The organism is uncultured Allobosea sp. (assembly GCF_945957345.1).
In the GTDB taxonomy this organism is placed as follows: domain Bacteria; phylum Pseudomonadota; class Alphaproteobacteria; order Rhizobiales; family Beijerinckiaceae; genus Allobosea.
The window spans coordinates 25,803-43,945 of record NZ_CAMFKW010000045.1 but is presented as its reverse complement, the minus strand read 5'-3'; the positions used below and the strand labels follow the sequence as shown (position 1 = coordinate 43,945).

The 18,143-nt window shown below is 66.4% G+C and carries 15 protein-coding genes; 7 read left to right on the top strand and 8 right to left on the bottom strand.

All coding sequences use genetic code 11. The features are described 5' to 3' along the window. Both Q0Q36_RS19625 and Q0Q36_RS19620 read right to left on the bottom strand, forming a co-directional pair. A partial coding sequence (locus Q0Q36_RS19625) for a Re/Si-specific NAD(P)(+) transhydrogenase subunit alpha (RefSeq protein WP_293800608.1) occupies window positions 1-1,062 on the bottom strand: 1,062 nt, incomplete at its 3' end. A 37-nt stretch (window positions 1,063-1,099) separates the two neighbouring features. Beyond that, complete coding sequence (locus tag Q0Q36_RS19620) at window positions 1,100-1,384, bottom strand: aa3-type cytochrome c oxidase subunit IV (protein WP_265056010.1); 285 nt, start codon at window positions 1,382-1,384, stop codon at window positions 1,100-1,102. 269 nt (window positions 1,385-1,653) lie between these two features. Here Q0Q36_RS19620 and Q0Q36_RS19615 point away from each other — a divergent pair, with 269 nt between their 5' ends. Then, window positions 1,654-1,872, top strand: a complete 219-nt coding sequence (locus Q0Q36_RS19615) for a hypothetical protein (protein WP_293800605.1) — start codon at window positions 1,654-1,656, stop codon at window positions 1,870-1,872. An 11-nt stretch (window positions 1,873-1,883) separates the two neighbouring features. On the opposite strand, the gene Q0Q36_RS19610 is transcribed toward Q0Q36_RS19615, so the two are convergent. From Q0Q36_RS19610 to Q0Q36_RS19600, 3 genes are all read right to left on the bottom strand, one after another. Next, window positions 1,884-3,245 (bottom strand): AarF/UbiB family protein, encoded by a 1,362-nt coding sequence (locus Q0Q36_RS19610; RefSeq protein ID WP_293800603.1) that lies wholly within the window; start codon window positions 3,243-3,245, stop codon window positions 1,884-1,886. 75 nt (window positions 3,246-3,320) lie between these two features. Continuing rightward, window positions 3,321-4,550, bottom strand: coding sequence for a peptidase T (gene pepT, locus Q0Q36_RS19605; RefSeq protein ID WP_293800601.1), 1,230 nt, complete (start codon window positions 4,548-4,550; stop codon window positions 3,321-3,323). After that, window positions 4,547-5,443 (bottom strand): 3-keto-5-aminohexanoate cleavage protein, encoded by an 897-nt coding sequence (locus tag Q0Q36_RS19600; RefSeq protein WP_293800599.1) that lies wholly within the window; start codon window positions 5,441-5,443, stop codon window positions 4,547-4,549. The genes pepT and Q0Q36_RS19600 overlap by 4 nt, the downstream gene beginning before the upstream one ends. A 118-nt stretch (window positions 5,444-5,561) precedes the next feature. Between Q0Q36_RS19600 and Q0Q36_RS19595 the strand changes: the two genes are divergently transcribed. Further along, window positions 5,562-7,187 (top strand): acyl-CoA synthetase, encoded by a 1,626-nt coding sequence (locus Q0Q36_RS19595; RefSeq protein WP_293800597.1) that lies wholly within the window; start codon window positions 5,562-5,564, stop codon window positions 7,185-7,187. Between the two features lie 202 nt (window positions 7,188-7,389). Here Q0Q36_RS19595 and Q0Q36_RS19590 read toward each other — a convergent pair whose 3' ends face one another. Genes Q0Q36_RS19590 through Q0Q36_RS19580 form a run of 3 tightly spaced genes read right to left on the bottom strand, consistent with a single transcriptional unit; the run spans window position 7,390 to window position 10,756 of the window. Further along, complete coding sequence (locus Q0Q36_RS19590; RefSeq protein WP_293800595.1) at window positions 7,390-8,241, bottom strand: DUF296 domain-containing protein; 852 nt, start codon at window positions 8,239-8,241, stop codon at window positions 7,390-7,392. Further along, entirely contained in the window at window positions 8,238-9,872 is a 1,635-nt protein-coding gene (locus tag Q0Q36_RS19585; protein WP_293800593.1) for an acyl-CoA synthetase, read from the bottom strand. Before Q0Q36_RS19585 ends, Q0Q36_RS19590 begins: the two co-directional genes overlap by 4 nt. Beyond that, window positions 9,869-10,756: an IclR family transcriptional regulator gene (locus Q0Q36_RS19580; RefSeq protein WP_293800591.1), complete on the bottom strand. Its 888-nt coding sequence runs from the start codon at window positions 10,754-10,756 to the stop codon at window positions 9,869-9,871. The genes Q0Q36_RS19585 and Q0Q36_RS19580 overlap by 4 nt, the downstream gene beginning before the upstream one ends. A gap of 234 nt (window positions 10,757-10,990) precedes the next feature. Here Q0Q36_RS19580 and Q0Q36_RS19575 point away from each other — a divergent pair, with 234 nt between their 5' ends. From Q0Q36_RS19575 to iolC, 5 genes are all read left to right on the top strand, one after another. Further along, window positions 10,991-12,859 (top strand): TRAP transporter large permease subunit, encoded by a 1,869-nt coding sequence (locus tag Q0Q36_RS19575; RefSeq protein ID WP_293800589.1) that lies wholly within the window; start codon window positions 10,991-10,993, stop codon window positions 12,857-12,859. A gap of 61 nt (window positions 12,860-12,920) precedes the next feature. Further along, complete coding sequence (locus Q0Q36_RS19570) at window positions 12,921-13,940, top strand: TRAP transporter substrate-binding protein (RefSeq protein ID WP_293800587.1); 1,020 nt, start codon at window positions 12,921-12,923, stop codon at window positions 13,938-13,940. Window positions 13,941-14,178: 238 nt separating this feature from the next. Continuing rightward, window positions 14,179-14,982: an SDR family NAD(P)-dependent oxidoreductase gene (locus tag Q0Q36_RS19565; RefSeq protein WP_293800585.1), complete on the top strand. Its 804-nt coding sequence runs from the start codon at window positions 14,179-14,181 to the stop codon at window positions 14,980-14,982. 250 nt (window positions 14,983-15,232) lie between these two features. Continuing rightward, window positions 15,233-16,102: a MurR/RpiR family transcriptional regulator gene (locus Q0Q36_RS19560; RefSeq protein ID WP_293800583.1), complete on the top strand. Its 870-nt coding sequence runs from the start codon at window positions 15,233-15,235 to the stop codon at window positions 16,100-16,102. Window positions 16,103-16,208: 106 nt separating this feature from the next. Beyond that, complete coding sequence (gene iolC, locus Q0Q36_RS19555) at window positions 16,209-18,143, top strand: 5-dehydro-2-deoxygluconokinase (RefSeq protein WP_293800581.1); 1,935 nt, start codon at window positions 16,209-16,211, stop codon at window positions 18,141-18,143.

The window sequence follows — 18,143 nt, the reverse complement described above, 5'->3', positions numbered from 1 at the left end:
CCAGTTCACCGCGAGCTTCTTCTCGGCCTTGTCGATCAGCGTCTCGACGAAGGCGTAGAGGTTCTTGGCATAGAGTGCCGACGAGGTTGCCGCGAGACGGCCGGGCACGTTGAGATGACCGACGATCTTGACGCCGTTATCGGTCGTCACGACCTCACCCGCCTTGGCCAGCTCGCAATTGCCGCCGCGCTCGACCGCAAGGTCGACGATCACGGAGCCGGGCTTCATGCTCTCGACCATAGCCGCCGAGATCAGCTTCGGCGCAGGCCGCCCCGGGATCAGCGCAGTCGTGATGACGATATCCTGCTTGGCGATATGGCTGGCGGTCAATTCCGCCTGCTTCGCCTGGTATTCCTTGGACATCTCCTTGGCGTAGCCGCCGGCGGTCTGCGCCTGCTTGAACTCCTCGTCCTCGACGGCGAGGAACTTGGCGCCGAGCGATTCGACCTGCTCCTTGGTGGCGGGGCGCACGTCGGTCGCGGTCACGATGGCGCCGAGGCGGCGCGCGGTCGCGATAGCCTGCAGGCCGGCGACGCCGACGCCCATGATGAAGATCTTCGCGGCCGGGACCGTGCCCGCCGCCGTCATCATCATCGGCAATGCCCGGCCATATTCGGCAGCGCCGTCGATCACGGCGCGATAGCCGGCGAGATTGGCCTGCGAGGAGAGGACGTCCATCACCTGCGCGCGGGTGATGCGCGGCATGAACTCCATGGCGAAGGCGGCGACATTGGCCTTGGCCAGGGCCTGGACCTGCGCCTCGTTGCCATAGGGGTCCATCGTCGCGACGACGAGGGCGCCGGCCGGCAGGCCGGCGATCTCGCCCTCGCCCGGACGGCGCACCTTCAGCACAATGTTCGCGCCGGCGAGCGCTTCCGCCGCCGTTTTCGCGATCGTTGCCCCCGCTGCCTCATAATCCGTATCGAGGATGCCGGAGGCTTTACCCGCCCCTGCCTCGACCACGACCTCGGCACCGAGGCCCTTGAACTTGCGGACGGTCTCCGGCGTCGTTGCGACGCGGGTTTCCGCCCCTTGCGTTTCGGCTGGGACAGCAATGCGCATGGCGGGGGCAGGCCTTTCCGGCGTTATGGGGAGACGGTCAGAGCAGGAGCAGCGCGAGAAGCATCAGGACGAGCGAGACGAGAGGCGCGCGCCAGCCGATCGAGGGGGCGGCAATGCCGACGCCCGTGCCGAGGACGGCGAGCAGCGTGCCGATCAGCGCCGTGCCCCAGGCATGCTTCGTGCCACCGACGGCGAGCGCCGCGACGATGGCAAGACAGGCGACCGTCCCAACCTCGGCGAAATGAATGAAGCCGACATAGGTCCGCTCATGCTCGGCATAATCCATCGCGGGAGTGTCGGCGGAATGGGCGTGGTCGGCCATGGTCTCAATCCTGAAAAAGACACAGTCTCTTTAAGCCTGTAGCGCACCCGCGACGCACGGGCAACGCAGCAGCGCGCCGCAACCGTGGAGCTTTGCGTCGCAGCGCCCCATAGCCACCGTCTAGCGAATGGAATGAAGCAATTCAATCGATTTAAATAGAAAGGAATTCTCTTTTCTCGTTCGATTTCAGAGGCCCTTAACGCCCACAGGCAAAGGCTGAGCGCTGCCCCAAGATTCGTCTATCCTTGAATCCGCGAAAGGACGGAGCGATGGACGGTCGCAGGAAGCCAATCGCGAAGGGCCGTCTCCTGGACCTCGACCCTGCCCTGCGCGAGAAGGCGAAGCGCTGGTTTGCCGAAGCGCGAGAACAGACGAAGCGCGACGACGAGGATATCGCCGCTTGGCGCCGCACATCCGGCGGCGGTGACGGAGGAAGCGGAAGCTTCGGCGACGACGGCGGCGGCGATTGCGGCGGCGGGAGCGACTGAGCCCTGCGAGGCTAGTGTTTCAAACCCGCCGCAACCAATGCCGCGCTCTGCCGCTGCGCGACGCGCTCCACCGAAAAGCCCTCGATCTCCGCCTCGAACAGCTGGTGGAAATTCAATTCGGTGTCGAGATGCAGGAAGACGCCGCCGAGCCCGATCGCGGCGCGGTCCATGAAGACGAACTCGCGCGGCACCGTCACAGGCCCGCGCGCCTTCAGCGCCTGATGCACCTGGAACGCCTGTTTGCGCCCGTATTCGGCCGGGCTGACATCCTCGGCGATGCGCCTCACCCGGTCTTCCAGCAGCGGCCCGTAGATGAAGCGTGCCCAGATGTTCAGGGTGTCGACGAGGTCTTTGGTCAGGCCCTTGAAGCCCCAGGTCTCGTAGGCATGGACGACGCGGGCCTCCTCGCCGTCGCGCAGGCCCTTGTAGAGATCGACCACGCCGCCCACGAAGCTCTCCGGGAAGATGCGGATACAGCCATAGTCCAGCAGGTTGATTCCCTGCGGCTCGCCGCCCTCAGCGAACACCGTGTAGTTCCCGAGATGCGGATCGCCATGGATGACGCCGTGGTGGCTGAACGGTCGCCACCACGCCTTGAACATCGCGGTCGAGATCCGGTCGCGCACCGCCTGCCCGTCCTGCTTGTGCGAGAGGATCGGGCTGCCCTCCAGCCAATGCATGGTCAGGAGCCGCCGGGTCGATAGCGCGGGCTCCAGCGCCGGCACGCGCACTTCCGGCGTATCCGACAGGATCGCCTGATAGAGCGCGGCATGCTTCGCCTCGCGCCGGTAGTCGAGCTCCTCGCGGACGCGGGCGCCGATCTCCTTGGCGATCTCGGTAGTATCGATCACCGCGCCCATGCGCCGGTGCAGCGAGAACAGCACCTCGAGCTGCGCGATATCGGCCTCGACGGCCGATTCCATGTCGGGATATTGCAGCTTGCAGGCCAGCGCCGCGCCGTCCAGCGTCGTCGCGCGATGGACTTGCCCCAAGGAGGCCGCCGCAGCCGGCTTCAGATCGAACTCGCCGAAGCGCTCGCGCCAGCTGGCGCCGAGCTCGGCCATCATCCGCCGCTTGACGAAGGCCGCGCCCATCGGCGGCGCCTGCGATTGCAGCTTCTGCAATTCGGCGGCGTATTCAGGCGGCACGACATCGGGAATGGTGGCAACGAGCTGCGCCACCTTCATGATCGGGCCCTTCAACCCGCCCAGCGCCTTGGCCAGGGCTTCGGCGTTGGTGGCGTCGCGCCCCTCGACGCCGAAGAGCCGCGCACCCGCGATCCGGGCCGCTACGCCGCCGACATTGGCGCCGACGCGAGCATAGCGCGCCGCGCGGGCAGAGAATCGGTTGGCTTCGGCGTCGCGTTCGGACATGCGTATGGCGCTTTCGCTGTTCCTGCCCACCTCATGTAGGTGCCGGTTCGCCCGGCGCCAATGCGACAAGCCGCGCTAGCCCTCCTGACCCGCCAGCAGGCAGATCCGCCGCGCGACCTCGTAGGAGGTCTCGAAAGCCGGCAGCGGCAGGAACTCGAAGCGCGAGTGGAAATTATGTGCGCCGGTGAAGAAGTTCGGCGTCGGCAGCCCGCGCGCCGAGAGCGCCGCTCCATCCGTGCCGCCGCGCATCGGAATCTGCTTCGGCGCGATCTGCAATTCAGCCAGCACCGCCATCAGCAGATCGACGGAGCGCCGGTCCTCGCCCAGGCTGTCGGCGATATTGCCGTAGACGTCCGCCACCTCCGACCTGACGCGCCCGGTCGGGTAGCGCCGGGCGATCTCGGCCGCGACCTCACCGATCCGGCGCTTGCGCGCAGCGAAGGACGCCTTGTCGAAGTCGCGGATATTGGCCCTGAGCACCGCCTCCGCCGGCGTGGCGACGAGTTCGAGGAACCAAGTGTAGCCCTCGCGCCCCTCCGTATGTTCCGGTGTCTGCGCCCGGTCGAAGGCTGCCATGAAATCCTGCGCCATCATCAGCGGGTTCACCAGCACGCCCTTGGCCGACATCGGGTGGGCGGTGACGCCGGTGAAGACGATCTCGGCCATGGCAGCGTTGAAATTCTCCCAGACGACCTCGCCGACCTCGCAACTGTCGATCGTGTAGGCGAAATCGCAATCGAACCGGGCGAGGTCGAGCGCCTTGGCGCCGCGCAGGCCGATCTCCTCGTCCGGTACGAAGGCGACGAGGATGTCGCCATGCTGGTCCTCGAGACGCAACTCCGCCAGCAGCGTCATCACGATCGCGACGGCCGCCTTGTTGTCGGCGCCGAGCACGCTGGTACCGTCGCTGAAGACGATCGAACTGCCCTTGTAGGGAGCGATCTCCGGATGCTCGGCGACGCGCAGCCAGATGTCCTTCTCCGCATTGAGGCAGAGATCCTCGCCCGCGAAGCGCAGCAGCTGCGGCTTGATCACCGGCGACAGGCCGACATCGACCGTATCGACATGGGCGATGAAGCCGATACGCGGCGCGCCCGGCTTCGTGCCGCGCTTCAGCGCCGTCACCGTGGCATGGTCGTCGATGACGACATTCTCCAGCCCGAGCGCGCGCAGCTCCTCCGCGAGCAATTCAGCCAGAACTTGCTGGCCGGGCGTGCTCGGCAGGCTCGTCGCCTTCATGTCGCTCTGGCTCTCGATCGCGACATAGCGCAGGAACCGTTCGAGCAGTTTGTCGCGCACGCTCATCGCGCCTCTCCCTTCGCCTGTCGCGACAGCCAATCCCGCACCTCGGCCGCGCTCGCAGGCTTTCCGCCGGCAGCCTCGACCAGGCGGACGGTGTCCGCGATCAATTCACGATTCGTCTTTTTGCAGCCAAAGGGCGCATCCTCCAGCCCGCCGCGGACATGGACGCCCCGCGCCACCGCCGGGCCGATGAGGTCGGCGAGATCGACCCCGAGCCCGGCGATCATCACCGGCGCTTCGGGCGCATCCTCGGCGAGCAATTGCAAATGCGCGTCCAGCGCCCATTCGCGCGGCGGAAAGCCCCAGGCGAAAGCATCCGAGAACATCAGCCGGTAGATCGGCATCGGCATGCCCGGATAGGCCTTGGCTAGCGCGGCACCGAGCCGCGTGAAGCCGGGCTCGTAGATCGCATAGCTCGGATGGACCTTGTGGCGCTCGGCGACCTCCATCCCCTCGCGGATATGCTCGCCCGGGTTCTGGTAGATGAAACCGGCTTCACCCTGCGGAATACCGGCAAAGGTCGTCCAGTTGCAGGAGCCGGGATCGAGCACGCCCCATTCGGCGAGGCCGCGCTTCGCCAGCTCTTCGAGATGGGTGTAGCGGCCGGACCCGATCATGTCGCCGGCATAGCCGGAGCCGAGAATCGGGATGGTCGGATAGACGATCGCATCGGCCTTGGCCCGGATACCCTCGATCGCCTGCGCATAGAGCTCCCAGTCGTCGCGCTGGCGGCCGGTCGCCATGTCGTAGACATGCAGATGCACGATCGCCGCGCCCGCCTCCACCGCGGCGATGCCGTCGGCGACGATATCGGGAATGCTGATCGGGATGCCGGGCTGGCGCTCCTTGCCCCAGGGGCCGTTGATCGCGGCCTCGACCCAGATCGGCTTGGTCACGGCGTTTCCTCTCGTCCCGCAATTTTGCGCAAACCGTAAGCTGCTCCGCTCGGGCTTGTCAGCCCACAGGCCGGCTGGGCAGGATCGGCATAAACGCATGCGAAGACCGGAGCCGACCATGCTCGAACGCCGCGCGACCTATCGCGAAACGCTGGACGCCTTCGCCTGGCGCATCCCCGAGCGCTTCAACATCGGCACCGCCTGCTCGGACGCGCATGCCGACGGCTCGGGCAAGCCTGCGCTGATCTTCGAGGAGGATGGCGGCAAGGTCGCGAAGCTCTCCTTCGACGATCTCGCCCGCGCCTCGAATCGCTTCGCCAACCTGCTCGGCGCTCACGGCGTCGGGCCGGGCGAGCGCGTCGGCATCCTCTTGCCGCAATCGCCGCAGACCGCGATTGCGCATCTCGGCTCCTACAAGCTGGGCGCCATCGCCCTGCCGCTCTTCATCCTGTTCGGACCGGAGGCGCTGGAGCACCGGCTCGGTCATAGCGGCGCCAGCGTGCTCGTCACCGACGCCGAGAACATCGGCAAGGTCGAGGCGATCCGCGACGCCCTGCCGAACCTGCGCAAGATATTCGTCGTCGGCGGCGCCGGCCATCTCGATTTCGAGGCGGAGATGGCGAAGGCCTCCGACCGCTTCACCGCAACCGACACGCGCGCCGACGATCCGGCCGTGATCATCTACACCTCCGGCACGACGGGGAAGCCGAAGGGCGCGTTGCATGCCCATCGCGTCCTGCTCGGTCATTTGCCGGGCGTGCAATTGCCTCAGGAATTCTTCCCGCAGGCGCAGGACCTGTTCTGGACCCCGGCCGACTGGGCCTGGATCGGCGGCCTGCTCGATGTCTTGCTTCCCAGTCTCTATTGCGGCGTGCCGGTGCTCGCCTCACGGGCCCGCAAATTCGACCCCGAGGCTGCCTTCGCACTGATGGGACGGCACAAGGTGCGCAATGCCTTCCTGCCGCCGACGGCGCTCAAGCTGATGCGACAGGTGCGCGATCCCCGGCGCTTCGGCTACGCAATGCGCTCGATCGGCACCGGCGGCGAGACGCTCGGCGCCGACATGCTCGACTGGAGCCGCGAGACCTTCGGCTTCCCGGTCAACGAGTTCTATGGCCAGACCGAGGCGAACCTGCTCGTCGCCAACTGCGCGAGCCTCTATCCCGTGAAGCCGGGCTCGATGGGTCGCGCCGTGCCCGGCCACCGCGTCGCGGTGATCTCCCCGGAAGGCCGCGAACTGCCCCCGGGCGAGCAGGGCCTGATCGCCGTCGCCAAGCCCGATCCGGTGATGATGCTGGAATACTGGAACCAGCCCGAGGCCACGGCGGCGAAGTTCATCGGCGACTGGCTCGTCACCGGCGATAGCGGCGCGTGCGACGATGACGGCTATTTCTGGTTCCAGGGCCGCGACGACGACATCATCTCCTCGGGCTCCTACCGCATCGGGCCCGGCGATATCGAGGATTGCATCATCCGCCACCCGGCCGTGCTGATGGTGGCGGTCGTCGGCGTGCCCGATCCCGTCCGCACCGAGATCGTCAAGGCCTTCGTGCTGCCGAAACCGGGGGTGACGCCGACGGCGGAACTGGCGGCAGAAATCCAGGCCTTCGTGCGCGACCGGCTTGCGGCCTACCAGTACCCGCGCGAAGTCGAGTTCGTGACGGAGCTGCCGCTGACCGCGACGGGGAAGATCATGCGCAAGGATTTGCGCAACCGGGAGATCGCGAAGCAGCGGGGCGGTTGAAAGGCGCGCCGCTAAGGTCCCAAGGCTCGGTATCCCCTCTCCTGTAAGGAGAGGGATAGGGGTGAGGTGTAGGCCCACGGATGAGTGAGCGACGCCCTCACCGCTACGCAGCGACCACCTCACAGCAAAAGCGGTGAGCGGCCTACCCCTCACCCTGCCCTCTCCCTCCGGGAGAGGGTTCCCCGCGGGTTCTGAAGAGCTGTCAGCGCGCCTCCAGCACCAGCTCGAACGTCATCAGCACAGGATTGTCGCCGCGAACCAACCGTCCACTCGCCAGCGCGCCGCTATAGTCGACCAGCGCAACATCGATTGCCGCTTCGAAGCCATCAACACCCGGAGCGACCCGCCCCTCAGTAATCACAACCTCCGTCGCGAAATTCTCGACCCCGCCGCCATCAACGAAGCGCGCACCAATGGTCGAGCCGACGCCGCCATGGATCACCGCCTCGCGTATGTCTTGCTCTGCGCAGAACGCTTCCAGCGCTCCGCAGAAATCGACATTCGGCTTCACCCGCAGCGCAAAGAAGCGACCTCCCCCGGCGCCACCGGGCACAGCGACCGCCGGCCCGAACAGCTTGAAATGCGTCTCGCTATCCGGCTCGGCTGCGAAGACCGCGCCGTCGAGCCCGACAGCCTCCACCGTGATCGTCTCGGCAACCGTCGTCTCGTCCGGCAGGATATGGCCGCCGCTGCGCTTGCCGTCGCGCTCTGCCCATAAGGCATGAGCATGGAAGAACGGCGCCCCGTCGCGCTGGCCCAAGGTCATCGCACCGACTTCGATCCGCGCCCCGCCCTCCGGCCGATACGTATCGCTGTAGAAAGCCGCATGCTCGGGCGTCTTCGACAAGGCCGGCATCACATAGGCGAAAGGCGAGAGCTTCAGCCCGTCGAGCTTCACGACACCCGAGGTAAACCCTTCAGCCTCAAAGCCGCTCCTCACCGCTTCCAAGAGCGGCACGCCGGCCGGCAGGGTCAGCGAAAACGCCCGCCCGCCACACGCCGCCCACTGGATGCGCTCGGGCGTACCGGTGCCGGGCTGCTCGATCCTCCTCACGACGCCTTCCCCTTCAGGAAATCGAGCTCGCCGCGCTTCTCCAGCTCATCCTTGACCAGCCGCTTCGGCACCTTGCCGTAGCCGGATTTCGGCAAGGCATCCCAGAACAGGAAGCGCTTCGGCATCTTGTAGCGGGAGATCTTCGGCCCGAGGAAATCCGCGATCTCGGCTTCCGTCGCGTTCTGGCCCGGCCGGTTGACGCAGACCGCGATGCCGATCTCGCCCCAGACCGGATCGGGCACGCCGAGCACCGCGACCTCGGCGATCGCCGGATGGGTCAGGATCTTCTCCTCGATCTCGCGCGGATAGATGTTCGAGCCGCCGGAAATGTACATATCCGAGGCCCGACCGGTGATGTAGACGAAGCCCTGTTCGTCCATATGGCCGAGATCGCCGGTCCGGAACCAGCCATTGCGGAAGGATTTCGCATTGGCTTCCGGGTTGTCGTAATAGCCGGCGAAGACCGCAGGCCCGATCACGCAGATCTCGCCCTGAACGCCGGGTTCGACCTCTCGGCCCGCCTCGTCCTGAATCTGCACCTGCATGCCGGTGCGCTCGAAGCCACAGGTGCCGATGCGGGCGTTCGGCCCGTCCTCGGCCTCGTGCAGGGCCGGCGGCAGCACGGTGATGTTACCGGTGACCTCGCCCAGCCCGAAATACTGCACGATCACCTTGCCGAGCTTTTTCAGCGCGGCCTTCTGGTCCTCGCGATACATCGGCGCGCCCGCATAGATGATGTAGCGCAGGCTCGAATGATCGTGCTGGTCGGCGGCGGGATGCTCGACCAGCATCTTCAGGATCGTCGGCACGGTGAAAATGTTGCTGATGCGGTGCTTCGCGATCAGGCGATAGGCCTCGTCGATGTCGAAGCGCTCGGTCGGCAGCAGGATCGAGGTCGCCCCGCGCGCCGAGATCATGAGCTGGTGCACGCCCGCGCCATGCGAGAGCGGCGCCACGACCAGAGACGCATCCTTCTCGGTCGAGCCGGGCACGAGATCGCAGAGATGGTTGGTGATGACGAAGCCCATCTGGCCATGGGTGAGCACTGCGGCCTTGGAGCGCCCGGTCGTGCCGGAGGTGAAGAAGAACCAGCATGGATCGTCATGCTCGACAGCTGCGTTCTCGACCTTTTCGCCGCGATGGCGCGCGATCACCGCGCCGACCTCGTCCTCGCCGAACGCCCCCGCACCGATCCGCCAGATGAATTCCGGCGCCGGGCTCGCAGCCGCGACGGCGGCCGCATGCTCTGGGAAATCGCCATGGCAGAGGAAGCCCTTCGCGCCGGAAGCCGTGGCGAGATAGGCGACCTCGTCAGGCAGCAGTCGGAAATTGGTGGGCACCCAGACGGCACCGAGCCGGAAGGTCGCGAACATCGAGACGAACATCGCGTCGCAATTCTTGGAATGGACGAGCAGACGGTCGCCCTTGCCGATGCCCCGCGCCCGCAGGCCCGCCGCCAGAGCCGAGACCTGCGCATCGATCTCGGCCCAGTCGAGCGTCTTGTCCCCCCAGATGAAGGCGGGATGCGCCGGCAGGCGTCGCGCATTCTGCGTCGCGATATGGGCGAGGTTCATGACGCGCCGCGTCATCGGCACGACGCCCCCGGTCTGAGCTGGCTTTGCAGAGCTCATCTTATGGCTCTCCCTGTCTCGATGGATCGCGATGCGGCGGTCATGATCGGCCGCGCGACCCGCTTGGATACGAACATTTCGGCCAGGAGCGTTTCCATGCGCTCGGCCTCTCGCGCCAGCGGCACGGCGAGTTCAGCCTGCCTGGCTGGCGTCATGCGGCTGTCGATCGCAGCGATCGACAGGGCGCCCGCGACGCGCCCATCCGGGTAGCGGAAAGCCCGGCCGATGCCCCATGAGCTGGCGACGAGCCGGCCGGGATTGAGCGAGAAACCACGTTCGCGCGTCGCCCCGACATCGGCCCGCAAGGCATCGGGCGCGAAGCCCGGATAGCGTGCCAGCAGCGCGGCCTCATTGGCCGTGATCACCCGGTCCACATCGTCGTCAGGCAGTGCCGCCAGCATGGCGAGCGAGCCGGCGCCGACGCCGAGCGGATGCTGGTCGCCCGCCTGCAAGGCATGGGTGCGGACCGGATAAGTTCCCTCCTCCCGATGCAGGCAGATCGCGTAATTCTCGCGCCGGACCGTGAGGAAGCTCGTATCCTGCGTTTCGGTGGACAACCGGCGCAGACCGTCCATCGCCAGCTCGATCAGGCCATGGCGCCGCGCCGCCAATACGCCGAGCACGAAGGCCTCCTCGCCCAGGCAATAACGCCGCGTCTGCGGCTCCTGCTCGACCAGCCCCGCCCGCATCAATGCCAGCAGCAGGCGCCGCGTCGTCGGCTTGTTGAGGCCGCTGCCGGAAACGATCTCACCGAGCGGCATGCCCTCGGCCGGCTCCCGCCCGATCAGCGAGAGCAGCCCGAGCGCCCGGTCGACGCTCTGCGAGCCGGACAAGCCGGCTTCGGGCGCGGAATTCTGCGGCAAGCGCTCCTCCAGATAGTCCATGATGTGGACCTTATTCTTGTACCCCAACCCTAGATGGGCGCTTTGCGGATTGCAATGCCGCGACCCTCGTGTAATCTGCCCGCCGTCCCGCTGACTGGCTATTCACAGTGTGGACCGCAATCGACGCCGGCGACATCACAAGATCGGCGCGAAGGGAGGAACGGAACGATGACCCTCCGGGCATCTCACATGACGGGCGAGTTGCGTCCGGCCAGCGGCATCTGAGGCCGTCGCATGAGCGATATCGCCGACACCCTGACGATCCCCGAGAACCTGAGCGAGAACGCGGATGCGCGTCCGGGCTCCGCTATCATGCGGCCCGTCGAGGCCGTCGCCGCTGCGCTGGTCGCCTTCATCATCGGTGTGCTGCTGCTCGGCGTCGTCTCGCGCTATGTCTTCGCGCTGCCCTTCGTCTGGGTCGATGAGGTCGCCTCGATCGCCTTCATCTGGCTCGCCATGCTCGGCGCCGCCATCGCCGTGGACCGCAACGAGCATCTGCGCCTGACGCTCTTCGTCGGCATGATGCCGCCGCGCCTGCGTGAGTTCGCCGAGACGCTGGCGCTGACTGCCGTCGCCGCCTTCCTCGCCGCGATGGTCGATCCGGCCATCGAATATGCGGTGGAGGAGAGCTACGTCACCTCGGCCGCGCTGAACATCCCCGTGAGCTGGCGGGTCTCGGCCATCGCCGTCGGCATCGCACTGATGGGGCTGCTGACGCTGCGCTACCTTTTCAAGACGGCGCGGCTCGCCGACATCGCCGCTGCGGCGGCAATCGTCGGCGGATTCGGGCTCGCCTTCTGGCTGCTCGGGCCGACCTTGAAGGGGCTCGGCTACTACAACATCCTGATCTTTCTGATCGGCGTGGTCGCCGCCTGCCTCGTCGCGGGCGTTCCGATCGCCTTCTGCTTCGGGCTGGGCACGCTCGCCTTCCTCGTCTTCTCGACCAATGTGCCGATGATAGTGATGATCGGGCGCATGGACGAGGGCATGTCGAGCCTCATCCTGCTCTCCGTGCCGATCTTCGTGCTGCTGGGCTGCATCCTCGACGCCACCGGCATGGGCAAGGCGATCGTCGATTTCCTGGCATCTTTGCTCGGCCATGTCCGCGCCGGCATGTCCTATGTCCTGCTCGGCTCGCTCTATCTCGTCTCCGGCATTTCGGGCTCAAAGGTCTCGGACATGGCGACGGTTGCCCCCGCGTTGTTCCCGGAGATGAAGCGGCGCGGCTACAAGCCCAAGGACCTGATCGCGCTGCTCTCGACCGGCGCCGCCATGGCCGACACCGTGCCGCCCTCGATCGTGCTGATCGTGCTCGGCTCCGTCGCCGGCGTCTCGATCGCTGGCCTGTTCAATGCCGGTTTCGTCATTGCCGGCGTGCTCCTCGTCGCGCTCGCCGGCCTCGCCCGCTGGAAGGCGGCGGCGGAGGACATGAAGGGCGTGCGCCGTGCCCCGCTCGCGGTCATCGGCAAGGTCGCGCTCGTCGCGGCGCCTGCGCTGGTCCTGCCTTTCATCATCCGCGCCGCGGTCGGCGGCGGCGTCGCGACTGCCACCGAGGTCTCGACCATCGCGGTGCTCTATGCGCTGGTCATCGGCATCGTGCTCTATGGCGGCATCGGCCTGCGCAAGTTCTACGCGATGCTGGTCGAGACGGCGGCGCTGTCCGGCGCGATCCTGATGATCCTCGGCACGGCGCTCGCCATGGCCTGGGCGCTGACCCAGACCGGCTTCGCGCGCGACCTCGCCAGCTTCATGGCGCACCTGCCCGGCGGCTGGCTCAGCTTCATGGCGGTGTCGATCGTCGTCTTCATGATCCTCGGCTGCGTGCTGGAGGGCCTGCCGGCGATCGTGCTGCTGGCGCCGCTGATGTTTCCAATCGCCAAGAGCCTCGGCATCAACGACGTGCATTATGCAATGGTCGTGGTCACCGCGATGAATATCGGCCTGATGGCGCCGCCCATCGGCATCGGCTTCTACATCGCCTGCAAGATCGGCAACGTCTCGCCGGACGAGGCGATGGGCGCGATCTGGCCCTATCTCATCGCCCTGCTCGTCGGCCTCGTCGTCATCGCCCTCGTCCCCGGCCTCTCGACCTGGGTGCTGTGAAGCTCACCGCCAACCATAAGAAACCTGCAAGACAACAGACGTTCTCAAGGAGAAAACGCCCATGACCATCTCGCGCCGTACCTTGCTCCAGGCGACAGCCGCCGCCTCCGCCATCGGCACCTTCCATATCGGCCGCGCCAATGCGCAGGCCGCCGAGTTCACCTATAAATACGCCAACAACCTGCCCGTCGCGCACCCGATGAACGCGCGCGCCAACGAGGCGGTGGCCAAGATCAAGGAAGAGACCAAGGGCCGCGTCGACATCCAGATCTTCCCGAACAACCAGCTCGGCTCCGACACCGACATGCTGAGCCAGGTCCGCTCGGGCGGCGTCGAGTTCTTCACGCTCTCGCCGCTGATTCTGTCGACGCTGGTCGCCAACGCCTCGCTCTCCGGCATCGGCTTCGCCTTCCCGAACTACGATGCGGTCTGGAAGGCGATGGACGGCGAGCTCGGCGCCTATGTCCGCGGCCAGATCAACAAGGCCAATCTCGTGGTCATGGACAAGATCTGGGACAACGGTTTCCGCCAGATCACCTCGTCCAAGGGCCCGGTCAATTCGCCGGATGACCTCAAGGGCTTCAAGATCCGCGTGCCCGTCTCGCCGCTCTGGACCTCGATGTTTACCGCCTTCCAGTCGGCGCCGGCCTCGATCAACTTTGCCGAGGTCTATACCGCGCTGCAGACCAAGATCGTCGACGGTCAGGAGAACCCCCTCGCGATCATCTCGACGGCCAAGCTCTTCGAGGTGCAGAAGTATCTCTCGCTGACCAACCACATGTGGGACGGCTTCTGGTTCCTGGCCAACCGTCGCGCCTGGGAGAAGCTGCCGGAAGACCTGCGCGCCATCGTCGCCAAGAACATCAACGCCGCCGCGCTCCTGGAACGCGACGATGTCGCCAAGCTCAATGCCGGCCTGCAGGGCGAGCTCGCCTCCAAGGGCATGACCATCAACGAGACCAAGGCCGACGCCTTCCGCGACGCGTTGCGCAAGGCCGGCTTCTACGCCGAGTGGAAGAAGAAATACGGCGACGAGGCCTGGGGCATCCTGGAGAAGGCCGTCGGCAGCTCGCTGAGCTGATCGGCTGTCAACCTCGTCATTCTCGGGCGCCGAACACGGCCACGAGGGCGCAGGGAACCCTCTCCTGTAAGGAGAGGGCAGGGTGAGGTGTCGGCCGTTTGACGCTTTAGCCGCGACCTGACCGCCGCTACGGCAAGGGCGTGTCTTACTGGTCCAGGGGCCTACACCTCACCCCTACCCTCTCCTTACAGGAGAGGGGATCCCGCGCCCTTCTCCTCCCTCATCGAAAGAACACCTCATGGTCGACCGGCTGAAGGGCAAGATCGCCATCGTTTTCGGCGCCGGCTCCTCCGGCCCAGGCTGGGGCAATGGCAAGGCCGCCGCCGTCGCCTTCGCTCGCGAGGGTGCCGGCGTCGCCTGCATCGACCTCAACCTGGCCGCAGCGCAAGAAACCGCTGCGATCATCACCGGCGAAGGCAGCATGGCTGTAGCGCTCGCCGCCAATGTCACCGATCTCGCTTCCGTCGAGGCCTGCGTCGCTGAAACCATCAGGCATTTCGGCCGCATCGACATCCTCCACAACAATGTCGGCGTCACCCATATGGGCGGCCCGGTCGAATTGTCGGAGGAGCAGTTCAACGCCTCGCTCCAGCTCAATCTCGGCTCGGTCTATCGCTGCGCCAAGGCCGTGATCCCGGAGATGCTGAAGGGTGGCGGCGGCGCCATCGTCAACATCTCCTCGCTCGCCGCCATCCGCTGGACCGGCTATCCGTATTTCGCCTATTACGCGACCAAGGCGGCAGTGAACCAAGCGACGGTCGCGCTCGCGATGCAATACGCCAGGCAGGGCATCCGGGCGAACTGCATCATGCCCGGGCTGATCGACACACCGCTGATCTACAAGCAGATCTCATCGCAATACGCCTCGGTCGAGGAGATGGTCGCCGCCCGCGACGCGCAGGTGCCGATGGGCAAGATGGGCACCGCCTGGGACATCGCCAACGCAGCCGTCTTCCTCGCCTCCGACGAAGCGAAGTTCATCACCGGCGTCTGCCTGCCGGTCGATGGCGGCCAGAGCTGCACCGCCGGCCTGCCGGGCTGAGCGTACAACGTCATTCTTGGGCGATGAGCCCGGAGCCGATACCGTGCCCGTCATGGTCGGGCTTGTCCCGACCATCCACGTCTTCCTTCAAGCCAGGAAGTGTTCAAGACGTGGATGCTCGCCACAAGGGCGAGCATGACGGAGAGGTCGCATCGCGCCTATCGAGCGTTCATTCCTCCATTGGAACGCTTGCTCCATTTCCGCTTCGCTGCCAGAACTGTTGCAACAGGGACGGCAACGGGAATCCAGGATGAGCGAAACCGCCGTTGCGGAGCTGCCGCGCGACTTCGACGAATTGCGCGCATCGATTCTCAGCCAGCGCGAGAGCCTGCCCAAGCGCATCGCCCAGATCGCGGCCTATGCTCTCGACAACCCCGACGAGATCGCCTTCGGCACCGCCGCCAGCATCGCGATCTCGGCGGGCGTGCAGCCTTCGACACTGATCCGCTTCGCCCAGCATCTCGGCTTCGACGGCTTCACGAGCCTGCAAGGCGTCTTCCGCGCAAGGCTGCGCGAGCGCAATTCCAGCTATGAGGAGCGCCTCAACACGCTGCGCGTCGGCGACGGCACGGCCGCCGGCAATCACCGCATCCTCGACGGCTTCCTGACCGCCTCGCGCAAATCGCTGGATGTAATGAGCCGCACGCTCGACGAGGACACGCTCGACCGTGCGATCGACGTGCTCGCCCGCGCCGAGACGATCTATATCCTTGCCCGGCGCCGCTCCTATCCGGTGGCGAGCTATCTCGCCTACGCGCTCGGCAAGCTCGAAGTCCGCAACCAGATGATCGAATCCGCCGCCGGGCTCGATCCCGAGATGATCTCCTTCGCCACGCCGAAGGATGCCGTCCTCGTCATCAGCTTCTCGCCCTACGCTCCCGCGACCATCGAGGATGCACGCGGCCTCGCCGAACGCGGCGTGCCGCTGATCGCCATCACCGACAGCGCTTTTTCGCCGCTCGCGAGCTTCGCAAAACTCTGGTTCGAGGTCGCCGAGGCGGATTTCGGCGGGTTCCGCACGCTGGCGTCGACCATGGCGCTCTCGATGGCGCTTGCCGTCGGTGTCGGCGAAGCACGCCGGGCCGGACGCGGCAAGGGCCGGCGCGGCGGACAAGCCTAAAGCCATAGGAATATACATTCCGTATTGACGAAGCATTGGAATTATTATTTCATTCTGGCAACAGGAGCCGTTCGACTCCGATGACCAGCGCAGCCGGGAGAGAGACATGACGGGACCGCTCGGCGGATCGACGCAGGCGCTCGACGTCATCACCATCGGGCGGGCCTCGGTCGATCTCTACGGCCAGCAGATCGGCTTGCGGCTGGAGGATGTCACCTCCTTCGCCAAGTCGGTCGGCGGCTGCCCGGCCAATATCGCCATCGGCACGGCCCGGCTCGGCCTGCGCTCGGCCCTGCTGACCCGCGTCGGCAACGAGCAGTTCGGCCGCTTCCTGCGCGAGCAGCTCGCCCGCGAGGGCGTCAACCTCGACGGTCTCAAGACCGACGCGGAGCGCCTGACCGCGCTCGCCATCCTTTCGGTCGAGAGCGACAAATCCTTCCCGCTGCTGTTCTACCGCGAGAACTGTGCCGACATGGCGCTGGAGGAAGGCGATATCGACCCGGCTTTCATCGCCAAGGCCCGCGCCGTCGTCGTCACCGGCACGCATTTCGCCCGCCCCGGCCCGGAGGCCGCGCAGCGCAAGGCAATGAAGCTGATGCGCGGCAACGGCGGCAAGGTCGTGCTCGACATCGACTATCGCCCCAATCTCTGGGGTCTCGCCGGCCATGACGCCGGCGACAACCGCTATATCGCCTCTCAGGCGGTTTCCGAGCGGATGAAGACCGTCCTGCCCGGCTGCGACCTGATCATCGGTACTGAGGAAGAGGTGCTGATCGCCTCCGGCGAAAGCGAACTCCTGCCCGCGCTGAAGACGATCCGCTCGCTGACGCCGGCCACGATCGTGCTCAAGCGCGGCCCGATGGGCTGCATCGTCTATGACGGCGCGATTCCCGACGATCTCGAGGAGGGCATCGTCGGCAAGGGCTTCCCGATCGAGGTCTACAATGTGCTCGGCGCCGGCGACGCCTTCATGTCCGGCTTCCTGCGCGGCTGGCTCGGCGGCGAGAGCCTCGCCACGGCCGCGACCTGGGCCAATGCCTGTGGCGCCTTCGCCGTCTCGCGCCTGCTCTGCTCGCCGGAAAGCCCGACCTTCGAGGAGCTGCAATACTTCCTCAAGAACGGCAGCCCGCACCGCGCTTTGCGCAAGGATGCCGACATCAACCACATCCACTGGGCGACGACCCGCCGCCGCGACATCCCCTCGCTGATGGCGCTCGCCTGCGATCATCGCTCGCAGCTCGAAGAGCTCGCCGCGAAGCTCGGCGCCGAGCCTGCCCGCATCCGCGACTTCAAGGTGCTCGCGGTCAAGGCCGCCGCCCGCGTCGCCGATGGCCGCCCGGGCTACGGCATGCTGCTCGACGAGAAGCATGGCCGTGAGGCGATGTTCGAATTCGCCCGCCATCCCTTCGCCTGGCTCGGCCGCCCGGTCGAGTTGCCGGGTTCGCGCCCGCTGCGCTTCGAGACCAGCCAGGACATCGGCTCGCTCCTGCCGGAATGGCCGGTCGACCATTGCATCAAGGCGCTCTGCTTCTACCATCCGGACGATTCCGAGGAGCTGAAGCGGGAGCAGCAGGAGAAGCTGCGCGGTCTGTTCGAGGCGGCGCGCAAGGTCGGCCGCGAACTGCTGATCGAGATCATCGCCAGCAAGAACGGCGCGCTCGGTCCCGATACGATCGCCCGCGCGCTGGAGGAGATCTACGCGCTCGGCATCAAGCCCGACTGGTGGAAGCTGGAGCCGCAATCCTCCCCCGCCGCCTGGGCCGCGATCGAGAAGACCATCGCCAGGCACGATCCCTGGTGCCGCGGCGTGCTGCTGCTCGGCCTCGATGCGCCGGCCGAGGAGCTGGAGGCCGGCTTCGCCGCAACGGCGGGCGCCCCGATCGTCAAGGGTTTCGCCGTCGGCCGCACCATCTTCATGAGCGCGGCTGAAGGCTGGCTTGCCGGCAAGCTCGACGACGAGACGGCGATCGCCGACATGGCCAGGCGCTTCGAAGCGCTGACCGGCCTCTGGCTTGCCACGCGCGGCCGCAAGGCGGCATAG